Source organism: Dactylosporangium sp. NPDC000555 (genome assembly GCF_040300025.1).
Lineage (GTDB): Bacteria > Actinomycetota > Actinomycetes > Mycobacteriales > Micromonosporaceae > Dactylosporangium.
Genome location: NZ_JBEPDB010000056.1, coordinates 30,419 through 46,290, shown reverse-complemented (window position 1 = coordinate 46,290; position 15,872 = coordinate 30,419). Strand labels below are relative to the sequence as shown.

At 70.8% G+C, this 15,872-nt stretch carries 16 protein-coding genes; 5 read left to right on the top strand and 11 right to left on the bottom strand.

What is annotated here, in order from left to right; genetic code table 11:
• Positions 1–54: 54 nt before the first annotated feature.
• Genes ABT297_RS28550 through ABT297_RS28540 form a run of 3 tightly spaced genes read right to left on the bottom strand, consistent with a single transcriptional unit; the run spans position 55 to position 1,418 of the window.
• On the bottom strand, positions 55–309 hold the full coding sequence (locus ABT297_RS28550; RefSeq protein WP_350555126.1) for a hypothetical protein: 255 nt from the start codon (positions 307–309) through the stop codon (positions 55–57).
• Positions 255–851, bottom strand: coding sequence for an MFS transporter (locus tag ABT297_RS28545; protein ID WP_350555124.1), 597 nt, complete (start codon positions 849–851; stop codon positions 255–257). Before ABT297_RS28545 ends, ABT297_RS28550 begins: the two co-directional genes overlap by 55 nt.
• 24 nt (positions 852–875) lie before the next feature.
• Positions 876–1,418, bottom strand: coding sequence for an HAD domain-containing protein (locus ABT297_RS28540; RefSeq protein WP_350555148.1), 543 nt, complete (start codon positions 1,416–1,418; stop codon positions 876–878).
• Positions 1,419–1,626: 208 nt separating this feature from the next.
• Here ABT297_RS28540 and ABT297_RS28535 point away from each other — a divergent pair, with 208 nt between their 5' ends.
• From ABT297_RS28535 to ABT297_RS28515, 5 genes are all read left to right on the top strand, one after another.
• Positions 1,627–1,965 (top strand): roadblock/LC7 domain-containing protein, encoded by a 339-nt coding sequence (locus ABT297_RS28535; protein ID WP_350555146.1) that lies wholly within the window; start codon positions 1,627–1,629, stop codon positions 1,963–1,965.
• A 550-nt stretch (positions 1,966–2,515) separates the two neighbouring features.
• Positions 2,516–2,854 carry a roadblock/LC7 domain-containing protein gene (locus ABT297_RS28530; RefSeq protein ID WP_502885656.1) on the top strand — a complete coding sequence of 113 codons (339 nt, stop codon included), beginning with the start codon at positions 2,516–2,518 and terminating at the stop codon, positions 2,852–2,854.
• Positions 2,851–3,333 (top strand): roadblock/LC7 domain-containing protein, encoded by a 483-nt coding sequence (locus ABT297_RS28525; RefSeq protein ID WP_350555120.1) that lies wholly within the window; start codon positions 2,851–2,853, stop codon positions 3,331–3,333. The genes ABT297_RS28530 and ABT297_RS28525 overlap by 4 nt, the downstream gene beginning before the upstream one ends.
• An 83-nt stretch (positions 3,334–3,416) precedes the next feature.
• Positions 3,417–4,106, top strand: a complete 690-nt coding sequence (locus tag ABT297_RS28520) for an RraA family protein (protein WP_350555118.1) — start codon at positions 3,417–3,419, stop codon at positions 4,104–4,106.
• Positions 4,107–4,237: 131 nt separating this feature from the next.
• A complete protein-coding gene (locus ABT297_RS28515; protein WP_350555116.1) occupies positions 4,238–5,806 on the top strand; it encodes a putative Ig domain-containing protein in 1,569 nt (522 codons plus the stop codon).
• A gap of 41 nt (positions 5,807–5,847) precedes the next feature.
• On the opposite strand, the gene ABT297_RS28510 is transcribed toward ABT297_RS28515, so the two are convergent.
• The 8 genes from ABT297_RS28510 to ABT297_RS28475 all read right to left on the bottom strand — a co-directional run bounded on the left by ABT297_RS28510 (position 5,848) and on the right by ABT297_RS28475 (position 15,833).
• Positions 5,848–6,858: an ABC transporter permease gene (locus tag ABT297_RS28510; RefSeq protein ID WP_350555114.1), complete on the bottom strand. Its 1,011-nt coding sequence runs from the start codon at positions 6,856–6,858 to the stop codon at positions 5,848–5,850.
• Entirely contained in the window at positions 6,855–8,327 is a 1,473-nt protein-coding gene (locus ABT297_RS28505; RefSeq protein WP_350555112.1) for a sugar ABC transporter ATP-binding protein, read from the bottom strand. Before ABT297_RS28505 ends, ABT297_RS28510 begins: the two co-directional genes overlap by 4 nt.
• Positions 8,328–8,347: 20 nt before the next feature.
• The gene (locus tag ABT297_RS28500; protein ID WP_350555110.1) at positions 8,348–9,385 is read right to left on the bottom strand and encodes a sugar ABC transporter substrate-binding protein; all 1,038 of its coding nucleotides are present in this window, start codon (positions 9,383–9,385) and stop codon (positions 8,348–8,350) included.
• 9 nt (positions 9,386–9,394) lie between these two features.
• Positions 9,395–10,723, bottom strand: coding sequence for an L-fuconate dehydratase (locus ABT297_RS28495; RefSeq protein ID WP_350555108.1), 1,329 nt, complete (start codon positions 10,721–10,723; stop codon positions 9,395–9,397).
• A 278-nt stretch (positions 10,724–11,001) separates the two neighbouring features.
• Complete coding sequence (locus ABT297_RS28490; protein ID WP_350555106.1) at positions 11,002–14,145, bottom strand: fascin domain-containing protein; 3,144 nt, start codon at positions 14,143–14,145, stop codon at positions 11,002–11,004.
• A gap of 185 nt (positions 14,146–14,330) precedes the next feature.
• Positions 14,331–14,813, bottom strand: coding sequence for an SRPBCC domain-containing protein (locus ABT297_RS28485; protein ID WP_350555104.1), 483 nt, complete (start codon positions 14,811–14,813; stop codon positions 14,331–14,333).
• A complete protein-coding gene (locus tag ABT297_RS28480) occupies positions 14,810–15,127 on the bottom strand; it encodes an ArsR/SmtB family transcription factor (protein ID WP_350555102.1) in 318 nt (105 codons plus the stop codon). Before ABT297_RS28480 ends, ABT297_RS28485 begins: the two co-directional genes overlap by 4 nt.
• 46 nt (positions 15,128–15,173) lie before the next feature.
• Complete coding sequence (locus tag ABT297_RS28475; RefSeq protein ID WP_350555100.1) at positions 15,174–15,833, bottom strand: response regulator; 660 nt, start codon at positions 15,831–15,833, stop codon at positions 15,174–15,176.
• Positions 15,834–15,872 lie beyond the last annotated feature (39 nt).

The window sequence follows — 15,872 nt, the reverse complement described above, 5'->3', positions numbered from 1 at the left end:
CCGGGCGGTCGGGACAGGGATTGGTTGTGCGCTCGGCTGGTCGGGTGGCCCCGGTCATGCGCGGGCCGGGGTCAGCTTCGCCTGGGCGGTCTCCGGCAGGGCCGGGGTCGTGGTCGTCGTCGCACCGTGCCGCGTGTGGCGGCGCGGGACGAGCAGGGCCACGACGATGGCCAGCGCCGCGGCCACGGCCGTTGCCGCGAAGGCGGCGGTGAAGGCGGACTCCGTCGGCAGGCCGTCCGGGCGCAGGCCGCCGGTCAGGATGGAGCTGATGAGCGCCGTGCCGATCGACGCGCCGGGACGAAGCGCCACGCGAGCAGCCCGGTGACGGTGACGACGCCGAGCGGGATCCAGAACAGCCAGCGCCAGTTCAGCGCGGAGACGACCGGCCCGGCCAGCACGATGCCGGTGCCGCCGCCGATCGCGATGACGGCCGACATCGCCCCGACCGCCGAAGCGACGCGGCCGGGCGGGAACTCGTCGCGGATGATGCCGAACGACAGCGGGAACAGCGCGCCGCCGAGGCCCTGGATGACCCGGGCGACGATGAGCACGGTGATGTTGGGGGCGAGCGCCGCGAGCAGGCACCCGGCGGCGATCGCGGCGAGGGACGCCAGCAGGGTCCGTTCCTTGCCGATCATGTCCCCGACGCGGCCCATGAGCGGCGTGGCGACGGAGGCGGCGAGCAGCCAGGCGGTCAGCACCCACGTCACGGTGCCCGCGCTGGTGTGCAGGTCCCGCTGGATGACCGGGAGCACGGGACTGACCAGCGACTGCAGCATGGAGAACGCCGCGGTGGAGGCGGCGAGCACACCGAACGTGAGCCGGTACGACGACCGGGCAACTTGAGGCATGCCTCCGGTCAACGCGCATTTCGCCTATTCGGCGCGTGACGGAGATCGCAGCCCGCCCGGATCGGCCGGGGCGATCGCGGACGCTTCGCCGGCCCGGGCGAGCCACGCCCCGACCGCGGTGAAGTCCGCCGCGGTGAGCCCGCTGCCGGGGTCGACGCGATGCGCCAGCGCGGGCGCCGGTGAGTGGGCCGCGATCCAGGCGCGATCGGCGCCGGAGATCTCGTCGTCGATCCAGACGAAGCGCCGGCCGGCCGCCCATGCGACCAGATCGCGCGTCTTCCAGTGCAGGCCGGCGGGGCCCTCGTCGGCGGCGTCGGACCAGGCCACCACGGGCAGCGGCGGCAGGCCGAGCCGCGGCGCGATCACCTCGTTGGCGTCGGTCGACCAGCTCGTGGCCCACACCAGGTCGCACCCGAGGGCGAGCAGCCGCCGGCCGTCCCGCGGATCGAGCCGGGCCAGCAGCGGGTTGGCGGACCCGCTCGAATCCGCCGCGCCCCGCCGATCGCCGGGGATCGGCAGGCGAGCTCCGAACGGGATCAGCGGCCCGTCGACGTCGAGAAAGAGCAGTGGACGCTCGGCGGGATCCGGCACCGGCGAACCATATCCCGGCGGTGGGAGCGTCGCGCCGGAGGTCGCACGGCCATGAGGCGGTCATGTGAAAGAAATTTCGAAAGCTGCGCCGATGATCTCCGTATGCCAAGATCCACCCCGAACGGATGGACGCTCAGCGGAGGCAGGTTTGAGCAGCACCCTTGACGTCGCGCTCAAGAGCGCGATGAACATCGATGGCGCGATTGCGGTCGCGCTTGTGGACTACACCAGTGGCATGACGCTCGGCACGCTCGGGGGCAGGCCGGACTTCGACATCACGGTGGCCGCGGCCGGCAACACCGACGTCGTGCGGGCCAAGCTTCGTACGATCGAGATGCTCGGGCTGCCCGATCGGGTCGAGGACATCCTGATCACGCTCGACAGTCAGTACCACCTGATCCGGCCGCTGAACACGGCCAACGGGCACGGGTTGTTCCTGTATCTCGCGCTGGTCAAGGCCCGCGCGAACCTGGCGCTCGCCCGCCACCACTTGCGCGGCATCGAAGAGCGTCTGCAGATCTGACGTTGCTTCGAGACTGCGACGCACCCCGGCCGGCCCGGCCGCACCTGGCAGCCCGGGCCGGCCGTGGTCCTGATCGACCCCGCTTGTCGCCGACGCCCGCGTCCGGGCCGGCGTGCCGCCGCGGGTCGCGCCCGCCGGTGTCCGGCCCGTCGTCGCCGGTGCGCGTGTGTGCAGCCGGCCCGGGTGAGCCATCGCACCGACCGCGGCGAAGTCCGTCGCGGTCGGGCCGCGACCGGGGGTCGACGCGGTGCCGAACCGGCTGAAGTCCGCCGTCACCCGGCGGCTCCGAACGGGATCAGCGGGCCGTTGACGTCGAGGAAGAGCGGCAGACGCTCGCCGGGACCGTGCCCGCGACGGTGGGATCGGGTGGCGCGACCCTGTGTGACCGGCGTATCGGTCGGCAGGTCACATGACGATGAGCCGGTCGTCCGAAAGATGTTTCGAAACCTGCCCCCGATGATTGCCGTGTGTCAGGCTCCACCTCTGACGGATGCAACGGCCCGCGGAGGCAGGTTTGAGCAGCAACCTTGACGTCGCGCTGAAGAGCGCGATGAACATCGATGGCGCGATTGCGGTCGCGCTCGTGGACTACACCAGTGGCATGACGCTCGGCACGCTCGGGGGCAGGCCGGACTTCGACATCACGGTGGCCGCGGCCGGCAACACCGACGTGGTGCGGGCCAAGCTTCGCACGATCGAGATGCTCGGGCTGCCCGATCGGGTCGAGGACATCCTGATCACGCTCGATAGCCAGTACCACCTCATCCGGCCGCTGAGCACGGCCAACGGGCGCGGGCTGTTCCTGTATCTGGCGCTGGCCAAGGCTCGCGCGAACCTGGCGCTCGCCCGCCATCAGTTGCGGGGCATCGAAGAGGGCCTGCAGCTGTGACGTTCTTCGAGGCCGAGACCCACGCCGACGGGCTGCCCCGGCGCGAGGGGCGGCCGGAGCAGAACCGCGCCGGCGCCACGCAGCCCTTCGGTACCAATGTCGATCCGATGGCCGCCGCGCTCGCCGCGGTCCGCACGGAGCTTGTGGACCTGCGGCTGCGCGTGCCGGGCGTGCGCGGCGCGGCCATCGGCGGGGTCGACGGCCTGCTCGTCACCCACGACCTGCCGCCCGTGATCGAGCCGCACGACCTGGCCGCGCTCGCCGCGACCACGTTCGGCCTCGGCCGGCAGAGCGCCCTGGTGCTCGGCCAGAGCCCGTTCCGCGACGCCACGCTGCGCAGCGAGGGCGGGTACTTCACCGTGTACGCCGTCGGCGACCGGGCCCTGCTCGCGGTGCTCGGCGACGACGGCATCAACGTGGCCCGGCTGCACCTTGAGGCCCGGCCGGCGGTCGCTCGGCTGGCCCCGCTCCTGCCCTGAGGCGCTCCGAGCCGCTCCGAGCCGGAGCCACCCGGCCGCGATTGGCCCGGCCGGTTCCCGCCGGTGCGGGGCATGATGGCGCCGTGATCGATTTCTCGGACCTATCGACCCCGCTCGTCGCCGACGCCTGCGTCCGGGCCGGCGTGCCGCCGCGGGTCGCGCCCGCCGGGGTCCGGCCGGTCGTCGCCGGGGCGCGGCTGGCCGGGCGCGTGCTGCCGGCCCGGCATTACGGCAGCGTGGACGTGTTCCTTGAGGCGTACCGCGACGCGCGCCCCGGCGACGTGCTCGTCGTGGACAACGGCGGGCGCACCGACGAGGCGTGCGTCGGCGACCTGACCGTGCTCGAGGCGGCCGCGGCCGGCGTCGCCGGGTTGGTCGTGTGGGGGCTGCACCGCGACACCGCCGAGCTGGTCGAGATCGGTGTCCCGGTGTTCAGCTACGGCGCGCTGCCGCTCGGCCCGCTGCGCGTCGACCCGCGCGAGGACGAGGCGCTGCGCAGCGCGCGGTTGGGGGCGCACCTGGCCACCGCCGGCGACCTGGTGCTGGCCGACGACGACGGGGTGCTGTTGCTGGAGGCGGCGCGGGCCGAGGAGGTTCTCGGCATCGCGCGGGCGATCCGCGGCACCGAGCGCGACCAGGCACGCCGGATCGCGGCGGGGGAGACACTCGCGCAGCAGACGGCGTTCGAGGACTACCTGGCCGGCCGGGCCGCCGACCCGCGGTACACCTTCCGCCACCACCTGCGCCGCATCGGCGGCGCGATCGAGGAGTGAACCGCAGGGCAGGACAAAGGGTCCACCGCCGTTGACGGGCACGTTCGTCGATGTGATGTTCCAATCACATTGATGGGTGACTACGCGTGCAGCCCACGACAGCCGCGCGTAGCCCAACGAAGGGATCCCCCATGCGCACAAGACGCAGCCTCGCAGCCGGCGCGGCCATCCTCGCCGTCGCCGCGGGCGTCGTCGCCGGCCCGGCGCCCGCCCAGGCGCTGTCCGTCACCGGCCTGACCGCCACGATCGCCCTGAACAACTGCTCGGGCAGCCTGGTCCGCTGGCCGTCGTCGGCCGACACGGACCGGGCCTTGATGCTCACCAACGGCCACTGCTACGAGAACGGCTTCATCAACGCCGGCCAGGTGCTGCAGAACCGCACCAGCACCCGCTCCGGCACCCTGCTGGGCAACACGGGCAACGCGCTGGGCACGGTGCGCGCCGATCAGCTCGTCTACGCCACCATGTCGAACACGGATGTCGCGCTCTACCGGCTCAACGAGACGTTCGCGTCGATCAGGTCGAAGTACAACGTCACCGCGCTGACCGTCGCCCCCACCCGTCCCGCCGACGGCACCGCGATGGCGATCCCGTCCAGCTACTGGAAGCAGGTCTGGACCTGCTCCGTCAACGGCTTCGTGCCCACCCTGCGCGAGGACCAGTGGACGTGGCACGACTCGATCCGGTACGACACCGGCTGCCAGACCACCCACGGCACCTCGGGCTCGCCGATCATCCGCTCGGCGGACAACCAGATCATCGGGATCAACAACACCGGTAACGACGACGGGGCCAGCTGCACGCTGAACAACCCGTGCGAGGTCGACACCGGCGGCACCGTAACCGTCCACAAGGGGCAGTCCTACGGCGAGCAGACGTACTGGTTCACCACCTGCCTGGGCGCCGCGCGGGAGATCGACCTGACCGTCTCCGGCTGCCTGCTGACCAAGCCGCCGGGCCAGGGCAACACGGTGACGGTCACCAACCCGGGCGCGCAGACGGCCACGACCGGCACGCCGAAGTCGCTGCAGGTCACCGCGACCGACTCCGCGCCGGGCCAGACGCTGACGTACTCCGCGACCGGCCTGCCCGCCGGCCTGAGCATCAGCTCGAGCACGGGCCTCATCTCCGGCACGCCCACCACCGCGCAGACCACGACGAGCACCGTGACCGCGACCGACACCACCGGCGCGAGCGGCAGCGCGACGTTCACCTGGACGGTGAGTGGCGGGGGCGGCGGCACGTGCACCGGCCAGCTGCTGCTCAACCCGGGCTTCGAGTCCGGCGCGGCGAGCTGGAGCGGCACCACCGGCGCGATCGGGCAGTGGGCGTCACAGGGGCAGGCCGCGCACGGCGGCACCTACAGTGCGTGGCTGCTCGGCTACGGCTCGACGCACACCGAGAGCGTCTCGCAGCCGGTGACGATCCCGGCCGGCTGCAGCGCGACGCTGACCTTCTGGGTGCACATCGACACCGCCGAGACGACCACGACCACGGCGTACGACAAGCTGACCGTGACGGCCGGCTCGACGACCCTGGCGACGCTGTCGAACCTGAACAAGGCGAGCGGGTACGTGCAGCGGTCCTACAGCCTCAGCGCGTTCGCCGGGCAGACGGTGACGCTGAAGTGGAACGGCACCGAGGACTCCTCGCTGCAGACGTCGTTCGTCATCGACGACGCCGCCGTCACGCTCGCCTGAGCCGGTACGGGCGGGGCGCCCAGGACGCCCCGCCCGCGCCCTCAGTCCTGCGCCTTGCCGGTGGTGAGCCGGGCCAGCACCAGCGCCACGAGGATGATCAGGCCGTAGGCGAACTGGAACCACTGGGCCGAGACGCCGGCCAGGGTCAGGATGTTGGTGACCAGGCCGAGGACCAGCACGCCGCAGAGGGCCCCGAACAGCGTGCCCTTGCCACCGTTCATGCTGACGCCGCCGATGACCGCCGCGGCGAAGACCATAAAGATCATCTTGTCGCCCTGCGCGGCCGCGATCGAGCCGAGGCGGCCGGTCATGAGCAGGCCGGCGAGCGCGGCGAGCACGCCGGCGATCATGAACACGGCGTACATCACCCGGTCGGTGCGGATGCCCGCGGCCCGCGCGGCGTCGGCGTTGCCACCGATGGCGTACAGGGCGCGGCCGTGGCGGAACCAGCCGAGCACCGCGATGCCGGCGGCGAAGAGCACCGCGCACAGCCATACCGAGACGGGCAGGCCGAGCCAGGCGGTGTTGCCGAGGTACATCACCGACGACGGCAGCTCGAACAGGCTCTGCCCGCCGGTGATGCCGATCTGCAGGCCCCGCAGCGTGATGAGCATGCCGAGCGTCACGATGAACGCCGAGAGGCCGAAGCGCAGGATCAGCACCCCGTTGAGCGCCCCGGCGATCAGGCCGGTGAGCAGGACCAGCGGCACCGCCAGGGCGGTCGCCCACTCGGTGCCGATGCCGTGGCTGGTCGCCGGGATGACCAGGGCGACGCCGAGCGCCGGGGCGAGCCCGACGATCGACTCCAGCGACAGGTCGAACTTGCCCCCGATGAGGATCAGGGTCTCGGCGAGCACCACCAGCGACAGCTCGGTCTGCTGCTGCAGCACGTTGACGAGGTTGGTCCGGGTCAGGAACACCGGGTCGATGAGCGCGCCGACGATCAGCAGGACGATGATCGCCGGCACGAGCGCCAGGTCCCGCATCCGGGCCAGCCGAGGCACGGTGCGCCGCCGGACCGGGGTCCCGCTCGCCTGGATGGTGGTGGTCATGCGCGGACTCCTTCGACGGCGGCGACCACGTCGGTGTCGCTCCAGCCTGGCTGTAGTTCGGCGGTGACCCGCCCGTGGACCATGACGAGCACCCGGTCGCAGTAGCGCAGGTCGTCGAGCTCGTCGGAGACCATGAGCACCCCGGTGCCGGCTTCGGCGGCGGCGCGCACCGCCCCGAGCAGCGACTCCTTGGAGCGCACGTCGACGCCCGCGGTCGGATTGATGAGCACCAGGACCTCCGGGTCGCTGGACAGCGCCCGGGCGAGCACGACCTTCTGCGCGTTGCCGCCGGAGAGGCTGGAGACCGGCGCGTCGGGGCCCTCGGCCCGGATGTCGTACCGCCGGATGAACCCCTCCACGACCGCCCGCCGCCGAGCGGGCACGATCGCGCCGGCAGGGCCGAGCCGGTCGGCGATCGGCAGGGTGGCGTTCTCGGCCACGGACAGCAGCGGGATGAGCCCCTCGCGATGCCGGTCCTGCGGCACCAGGCCGATGCCGGCCTTCAGCGCCGCCGGGACGCCCGGGCGGACGGCGGCGCCGCCGACGCTCACGGTGCCGGCGGTGGCCCGGCGCAGCCCGCCGACGGTCTCGGCGAGCGACACCTTACCGCTGCTGCCGGACCCGGTGACGCCGACGATCTCGCCGGCCTTCACCTCGAGGTCCAGCGGCTCGTAGGCGCCGTCGAGGGCCAGGCCGGACAGGCGCAGGGCGGCCGGCGTGGACGCGGCCGCCGGGGGCCGCGGCGCGACGTCGGTGAGCCCGGTCGCCTCGCCGGTCATCGCCGCCACCAGCTCGTCGTGCCCGATGCCGGCGACCGGGCGGGTCAGCACCCAGCGGGCGTCGCGCAGCACGGTGACGGTGTCGCAGACGGCGAAGATCTCCTGCAGGTGGTGGGAGATGAACAGCATCGTCACCCCCGACTCCGACAGTGCCCGCAGCCGGGCGAACAGCCGCTCGATGGCCGGCCCGTCGAGGCGGGCGGTCGGCTCGTCGAGGATGATGAACCGCGCGCCCTGCGACAGGGCCCGGGCGATCTCGACCAGTTGCCGCTCCTCGACGCCGAGGTCACCGGCGAGCGCGCTGGGGTCGACGCCGACCGCGTACTCCTCCAGCAGCTCCCCGGCGCGCCGCCGCAGCTGCCGCCACCGGATCGGCCCGTGGCCGGCCTGCCGGTTGAGGTACAGGTTCTCGGCGACGGTCAGCTCCGGGATGATGGTGGAGCGCTGGAAGACGCAGGCCACCCGCTGCCGCCAGGCGCCGCGGTCGGCCACCGGCGGGGCCGGCTCGCCGCCGAAGCGGATCTCGCCGCCGTCGGGCTGGTGCAGCCCGGTCAGCAGCGAGACCAGCGTCGACTTGCCGGCGCCGTTGCGCCCGACGAGCGCGTGCGTCTCGCCGGGCGCGATGCGCAGGGTCACGTCCGACAGCGCCGTGGTGGCGCCGAAGCGTTTGCTCACTCCGACGGCCGCCACGGCACTTGCATCAAGAGACATCATTTGCCGATCTGGTTTCCCCACAACGCCGTGTCGTCGACGTTGTCCTTGGAGACGAGCGGCGCGGGCAGCTGGTCCTCGAGCAGCCCGTCGCGGACCTGCACGATCGTGCTGCCGTGGTCGGTCTTGCCGGGCTCGAAGGTCTTGCCCTCCACGGCGGCCTTGGCGTAGTACAGGGCGTACTTCGCGTACAGGTCCGCGGGCTGGGACACGGTCGCGTCGATCTCGCCCTTGCGGATCGCGTCGAACTCCTGCGGGATGCCGTCGTTGGAGACGATGAAGACGTGCTTCGGGTCGCTCGGCGGCACGATGAGGTTCTTGGAGCGCAGCAGCTGCAGCGTCGGGGCCAGGAACACGCCGCCGGCCTGCATGTAGATGCCGTTGATGTCGGGGTGCTGGGTCAGGCGGGTCTGCAGCGCCGCCGATGCCTTCGCGCCCTCCCATTCGGTGGGCTCGGCGAAGACCGTGATGCCGGGGAACTTCTGCTGCATGCACTCGGCGAAGGCCTCGGAGCGGTCCCGGCCGTTGACCGAGGACAGCGAGCCCTGGAACTCCACGACCTTGCCCTTGCCGCCGAGCTTCTGGCCGAGGAACTCGCACGCCTTCTGCCCGTACGCCCGGTTGTCGGCGCGCACCACCATGTAGACCTTGCCCTTGTCGGGCCGGGTGTCGACGGTGACCACGGGTATCTTCTTCTGCTCCAGGGTGTTGAGCGTGCTGGCGATCGCACCGGTGTCCTGCGGTGCCATCACGATGGCCTTCGCGCCCTGGCTCGTCAATGCCTGCGTGTTGGCCACGAGCTTGGCGATGTCGTTCTGCGAGTTGGTCGGCGTCATCAGGTTGATGCCGCTGTCCTTCGCGAACTGCGGGATGTACTTCGCGTAGGAGTTCCAGAAGTCGGAGTCGGCCCGCGGCAGGTCGACGGCGATCTGGGCGCCGGCACCGCCGGATGCGGTGCCGCCCGGTTCGGCGGTTGAGTCACATGCCGCGAGGGTGACGACGAGCGCGGCGGCGACAAGGGGTGGCAGCAGTCTCATGACCATTCCTCAGGGGGTGTGGGAATTCCAAATGGGACCGTCCGGAAACGCGTAGCGGGCGCGGCTGTCGGCCCGCATGGTGGAGCTGAACCCGGGCGCGGTCGGCGCGAGGTAGCGGCCCTCGCGCAGCCGGACCGGGTCGATGAAGTGTTCGTGCAGGTGGTCCACATACTCGATGACGCGGTCGTGCATGCTGCGCGACACCGCCACGTAGTCGAACATCGACAGGTGCTGGACCAGCTCGCACAGGCCGACACCGCCGGCGTGCGGGCACACCGGGACGCCGAACTTGGCCGCCAGCAGCAGGATCGCCACGTTCTCGTTCACCCCGGCGACGCGGGCGGCGTCGAGCTGGACGAACGAGACCGCCCGCAGCTGCAGCAGCTGCTTGAACACGACCCGGTTCTGCACGTGCTCGCCGGTGGCGACCGGGATCGGCGCGATGCGGCGGGCGATCTCGGCGTGGCCGACCACGTCGTCGGGCGAGGTGGGCTCCTCGACCCACCACGGGTCGTACGGGGCGAGGGCGCGCACCCACTCCACGGCCGCGCCGACGTCCCAGCGCTGGTTGGCGTCGACGGCGATGCGCACGCCGGGGCCGCAGACCTCGCGGGCGACGCGCATCCGGCGCAGGTCGTCGTCGAGGTCGGCGCCGACCTTGAGCTTGATCTGCGTGAAGCCGGCGTCGAGGGCCTCGCGGCACAGCCGGGCGAGCTTGTCGTCGTCGTAGCCCAGCCAGCCCGGCGAGGTCGCATACGCCGGGTAGCCGTCCGCGAGCAGCGTGGCGATGCGCTCCTCGCGGCCCTGCGCACCGGGGCGCAGGATGTCCAGGGCCTCGGAGCGGGTGAGGGCGTCGGTGAGATACCGGAAGTCGACGAGGTCGACGAGCTCCTCCGGCGGCATCGAGGACAGCAGCTGCCACAGCGGCAGCCCGGCCCGCTTCGCCTTGAGGTCCCACAGGGCGTTGACCACGGCGGAGATCGCCATGTGCACGACGCCCTTCTCCGGCCCGAGCCAGCGCAGCTGGGAGTCGTGCACCAGCTCCCGCCAGAGGCCGCCGAGGTCGTCGAGGACCTCCTTGACCAGACGTCCGATGAGATACGGGCGCAGCGCGTGAATGGCCGCCGTCTGTACCTCGTTGCCGCGCCCGATCGTGAAGGCGAATCCGTGCCCCTCGTGACCGGTGGGGTCCTCGGTGCTTTGGGGGCAGTCGGTGCGCAGCACGACGTACGCGGCAGAGTAGTCAGGATCAGGGTTCATCGCGTCGGACCCGTCCAGCTGCCGGGACGTCGGGAACCGCACGTCGTAGGTGTCCAGCGCCACGAACCGGTTGGTCATCGACCCCGCCCTCGGTTGATTCTCGCGAATACATCCGATGTTTAGCAGGCAATGGCCGCCCATGGCAAGGCTTTTGTGTCGACGATCGGAAGTTCGGCGTGCCCTTGACTCGGAGATACCTCGGATGTTCACTAACGAGTCGAAGGTTGCCCATGGTTCGATGGGCGGAGCCACCGCCCCGACCGCCGGGTGACATCCTGCCGTCGTGACGCCGACGCGGCGGCAGGGGAGACGTGCCGGCCACGGGGCCCCGCGGCCGCCACGTCTCGACCTGTTGGTCAGGAGGAGATGAGGTCGAACTTCTCCCACGCCCCGATGGCGTCCCGGTTGGCGATCAGCGCCGCCGCGCCCGCGTTCTCCGCGACCACGTACTTGCCGTTGACCGTCGCCTGGAGGCTCACGCTGCCGTCGGCGTTGCGGATCAGCTTGAACGTCTCCCACGCCCCGACCGCGTCGCGGCTGGCGATGAGCGGGTTGGCCCCGGCGTTCTCCGCGCACACATACTTGCCGTTGGCCCGGGCCTTCAGGGCCACGTTGCCCCCGCCGAGGTCGACGACGTCGAACTGTTCCCAGGTGCCGGCCGTCGTCTTGTTGGCGATCAACGGGCTCGCCCCGGCGTTGTCGGCGCTGACGTACATCGAGTTGACCTGCGCCCGCAGGCGCGACGCGCCGGCCGACGAACCGCCGGTGATGATCCGCAGCGCGTCGATCATGCCCCACGAGGTCGTCTTGTTGACGATCCGGATCGTGTGGGTGCCGCTGGCCAGGCCGGTCTTGCTGAACACCACCTGCTGCACCTGGCGGGCGCCCGGCACGTTGAGGTTGACGTTGGCCTGGAACACGTTGTCGATGTAGACATCGACGTTGCCCATGTCGCTGAAGCGCTCGGACAGGTACTCCACGCCGGTGCCCGTGAACGTGTAGCTCGCGGTAGCACCAACGGTGGTGGTGTAGTGGGTGTCGTCGTTGTAGTCGCCGTAGCCGCGGCCTCCGCCGTAGCCCCAGCCCGCGTCGTAGGTCAGCGCGGTGTCGTTGACCATCCCCGGCTGGCCCGCACCGGCCGTGCCCAGCGTCGAGGCGGTGCCGGACAGCGACTTCACGCCGTTGTTCGCGGTGCCCGTCAGCGTCGTCTTGGCGTAGGAGCTCAGCGGCTTGGCGGTGCGCTCCACGACGTACACCGTGCCGGCGGCGGTGGCGAAGGTGACCTCGCCGGTCGTGGTGGTGGCCAGCACCGCGTTGTCGGAGGCCCGGCGGACCCGGATCTCCTGCGAGCCCCACGGGTTCACCACGCGCGCCTGCTTGCCGTAGAGGCTCTTGACGCCGACGTACTTGGTCTCGTTGCCCTCCCGTTCGGAGCTGACCAGGAACCCGTCCTTGGCCAGCAGGGTGAACTTGCCGACGAAGTTGCTGTCGTTCGGCGCCGCCGGGAACACCCGGATCTTGTCGTTGTAGGACTGCAGCAGCGCCTCGTTGGTCGCCGCGAGGTGCACGCCGAGGTACTCAAAGACGCCGTTGGTGTTGTTGGTCATGCCGTTGGGGTAGTTCTGGTACCGCTGCAGCATGAGCTTCATGCCGGACAGCGCCTGGTCACCCAGGCCCAGCCGGGCGGCCTGCACGGCGTCGTTGGCCCACACGTTGCTGTACGGGTTGGGCCGGGTGTTCCAGCTGTTGAGCGCGGTCTGGTAGTCGCTCGCCCCGATGCCGGTCAGGTCGTAGGGCCAGATCAGCTCGGCCGTGACGTTCTCGCCGTTGCGCTGCTGGGCCGGTGCCGGCGGGTCGTGCGGCAACCAGGCGCCGTTCTGAACCTTGTACGGCTCGATGTTGTCGAGCACCTGCTGCCAGCCGGCCCGCAGGTTCGCGTCGAGCCCCAGCTGGTTGCTCACCGCGATGGTCAGCGGGAAGATCAGCCGGACCGCGGCCAGGTCGGTGATCGCGTTCTTCACGTCCCAGTAGGTCTCGTGCGCGTTGGAGCTGGCCATGTAGTACCGGCCGGTGTTCGGGTCCCGCGACAGCTTGGCCTGGTAGAACTTCACGACCTCGCGCATGAACGGATACGCGGTGTTCTGCAGGTACGCGGTGTCGTTGCTGTACCGGTACTGCAGGTACATGTTGTAGGCGGCCTCGGTGCCGGTGGAGTAGAGGTCGTTGACGTAGTCGGAGTTGATGGTGCCGCGCGCGTTGCCGTCCCAGCCCATGGTCTCCGGCGTCCACAAGCCGTCGATGCCGTACCGCGTCTGGGTGTACGCCTTCAGCGCGTTGAAGTTGCGACTGTAGAGCCTGTTCTCGGTGGCGAACAGGTCGACGTGGTTGGACGCGAGCATCGAGTTGTAGACGTCGCGCTGGTTCCAGTACCAGTACCCGTTGCTCCACTTGGTGTTGTCCTGCGTCGCGCGGAACACGCCGTTGATGAAGTGGAACGGGTAGTTGCCGTAGCCCCCGGCGGCGATCATGTACGTCGCCAGGTAGTACACGTTCTCGAGGTAGTCGCCGGTGCCGGCCGCGCCGCCGTACTGCACGAACGACTTCGCCCAGAACGAGTGCCAGAAGTTGCGGTAGTTGTTCAGGTTGGTCGCGTAACCGGTGTTCTTGGCCGCGGTGAGCTGGCTGCGCGCCTGGGCGACCGGGTCCTGGTTCGGCGAGTTCTTCCGGCTCGCCGCCGTGTACCAGATCGTGTAGCTCGAGCTCGGCGCGATGTTCAGCCGCACCTGGGTTCCGTTGACCACCTGCGTGGTGAACGAGGCGCCCTCGACGGTGGCGGCGAAGGTGTACCCGAATCCGTTCGGGTCCTGGATGCCGCGGCTGAACCCGGCGACGGTGGCGTCGTTGAACGTGTTGACCGTCTTCCACGTGGTCAGGTTGGGCACGTCGGCGCTGTTGGTCACCGAGTTGGGGTCCCACATGCTCAGGTCGAGCGTGGTGGTGCCCAGCCCCGTGCGCGAGTCGTCCACGTGAATGCCCATCACCTCCGAGCCCGGCACGCCGAGCACGGTCACGGTGCGGTTGTTGTCGTACTTCGTGGTCAGCGTCCCGTCGTAGAGCGACAGCCGCTGCTGGTAGGTGGTGAACCCGGTGTCCAGCCCCGGGCTCGTGTTGAGGTTGACCAGCCCGGCAGCGTAGGCGGACTGCTCCGAGAGGTCGACGTTGGACACCTGCATGGTGAGGCCGTTCTGGTTCCACACCATGGCGCCCGTCTTGCCGTTGCCGACCGTCAGGCCGTACAACGGGTTGGTCTGCGGGCTGTTGTAGACCACGTCATGCTTGGACAGGTAGGCGGCGTAGTCCACGTCGAGCACGCCGGTGCCCGGGTTGAACGCCTGGTCGGTGGTAGAGGCGGTGGCGCTGCCGCCGTGTGCGACGGCGACGAGCGTGCCCAGCGCGGCGGTGGCGGCCGCCAGCAGGGCTCGTCGGCGGGGCTTGCCCACGGTCCATCTCCTTCGGGGTGTCGTGCGGGACCGCCCGCGGCCCACGCCCGCCGATCGCGGGGCCATGGACGGTCGTCGCATTGGTGACATGAGTCAACATGGGACGATTGAGTTCGTCAATGCCCCTCATGTACCCACCCGTCGCCGGTTATGTCGCGATTCATGCCCGGCAAAGATTGGATGACTCAGTCGCCGAAGGCGGCGCCGGTCTCCAGCAGCGACTTGAGGTCACTGAGCACCCAGGCCCAGCCCCCGCCGGCACCCATGTCCTCGAACTCGCCGGCCATGAGCCGGGCCAGGTTGGGCGCGCCGGTCAGCTCGTGCGTCACGGTGAGCGAGGTGACGCCGTCCTTGCCCGCCTTGAGCTCGTACGTGAGCCGGGTGAACCCCTCCGCGGCCGTGCCCGGATCCATGAGCATGCGGAAGGTCTGGACCAGCCGGTGCGGCGCCTCGGCCTCGATGATCTCGCCGTCGACGCCGACCTCGGGCGCGCCCGAGGCGATCATCCCGGTGTTGGACAGCCCGCGCACCGCGCCGCCCGGGCGAAGGTCCAGTTCAGTGCGCCCGCGGTAGCCGTAGCGGTCGTTCCACTCCGGCGACGTGATGGCCTCCCAGATCCGCTCGGGGGAGGCCTTGATGTACACCTTGTAGATCTGCGTGCCGCTCATTCGCCCTCCAGTTCGTGTTTGAGCCCCAGCAGTGCCCCGGCGTTGTCGCCGGTGAACTTGTCGATCCACCGGTCGTGGATCTGCCGGATGGGCACCGGATTGAGGAAGTGCAGCTTCTCCCGGCCGTTACGCCGGGTCACCACGAGGTTCGCCTCCTCGAGGACCTTCAGGTGCTTCATCACCCCGAACCGGGTCATCTCCAGTTCCGACTCGAGCTCGGTGAGCGTGCGGCCGTCACGCGCGAAGAGCAGGTCGAGCAGGAACCGCCGGGTCGGGTCGGCGAGGGCCCTGAAGACGCGATCGTCGTCGTCCACGCCCTCGACATTAGGTGACTCAAAGGTCACGTGTCAATCGGGTCACCTATTGGGGCGGGGTGAGCGAGCGGGCGGCCAGCGCGGCCTGCATGCGGCTCTGCAGGCCCAGCTTGGCCAGGATCCGGCTGACGTGGGTCTTCGTCGTCGCCTCGGCGATGCCCAGCCGGGCGGCGATCGCGGCGTTGGACAGCCCCTCGCCGAGGCACGCCAGGACGTCCCGCTCGCGGGCGGTGAGCAGCCCCACCGGCACCGGGCCGGCCAGCGCGTGCCCCGCGGCAGGGCCCGCGAAGGCGGCCAGCACCCGCCGGGTCACCGCCGGTGCGACGATGCCGTCGCCGCGGGCGACCGTGCGGACCGCGTCGACGAGTTCCTCGGCGGAGGCGTCCTTGAGCAGGAACCCGGCCGCGCCCGCCCGCAGCGCGCCGAAGAGGTACTCGTCGAGGTCGAACGTGGTCAGCGCGAGCACCCCGCGGACCCCGCCGGCGACCAGGTCCCGGGTCGCCGCGATGCCGTCCACGCGGGGCATCCGCAGGTCCATGAGCACCACGTCGGGGCGCAGCCGCAGGCCGAGCTCGACCGCCGCGACCCCGTCGGGCGCCTCGCCGACCACCTCGATGCCGGGCGCCGAGCGCAGGATGAGCACCAGCCCGGCGCGTACCGCCGGCTGATCGTCCGCGACGAGCACCCGGATCCCGCTCCCGCTCACGCCGTCACCCGCGCTTCGCTCCGGTCCGCTTTGTGCCGC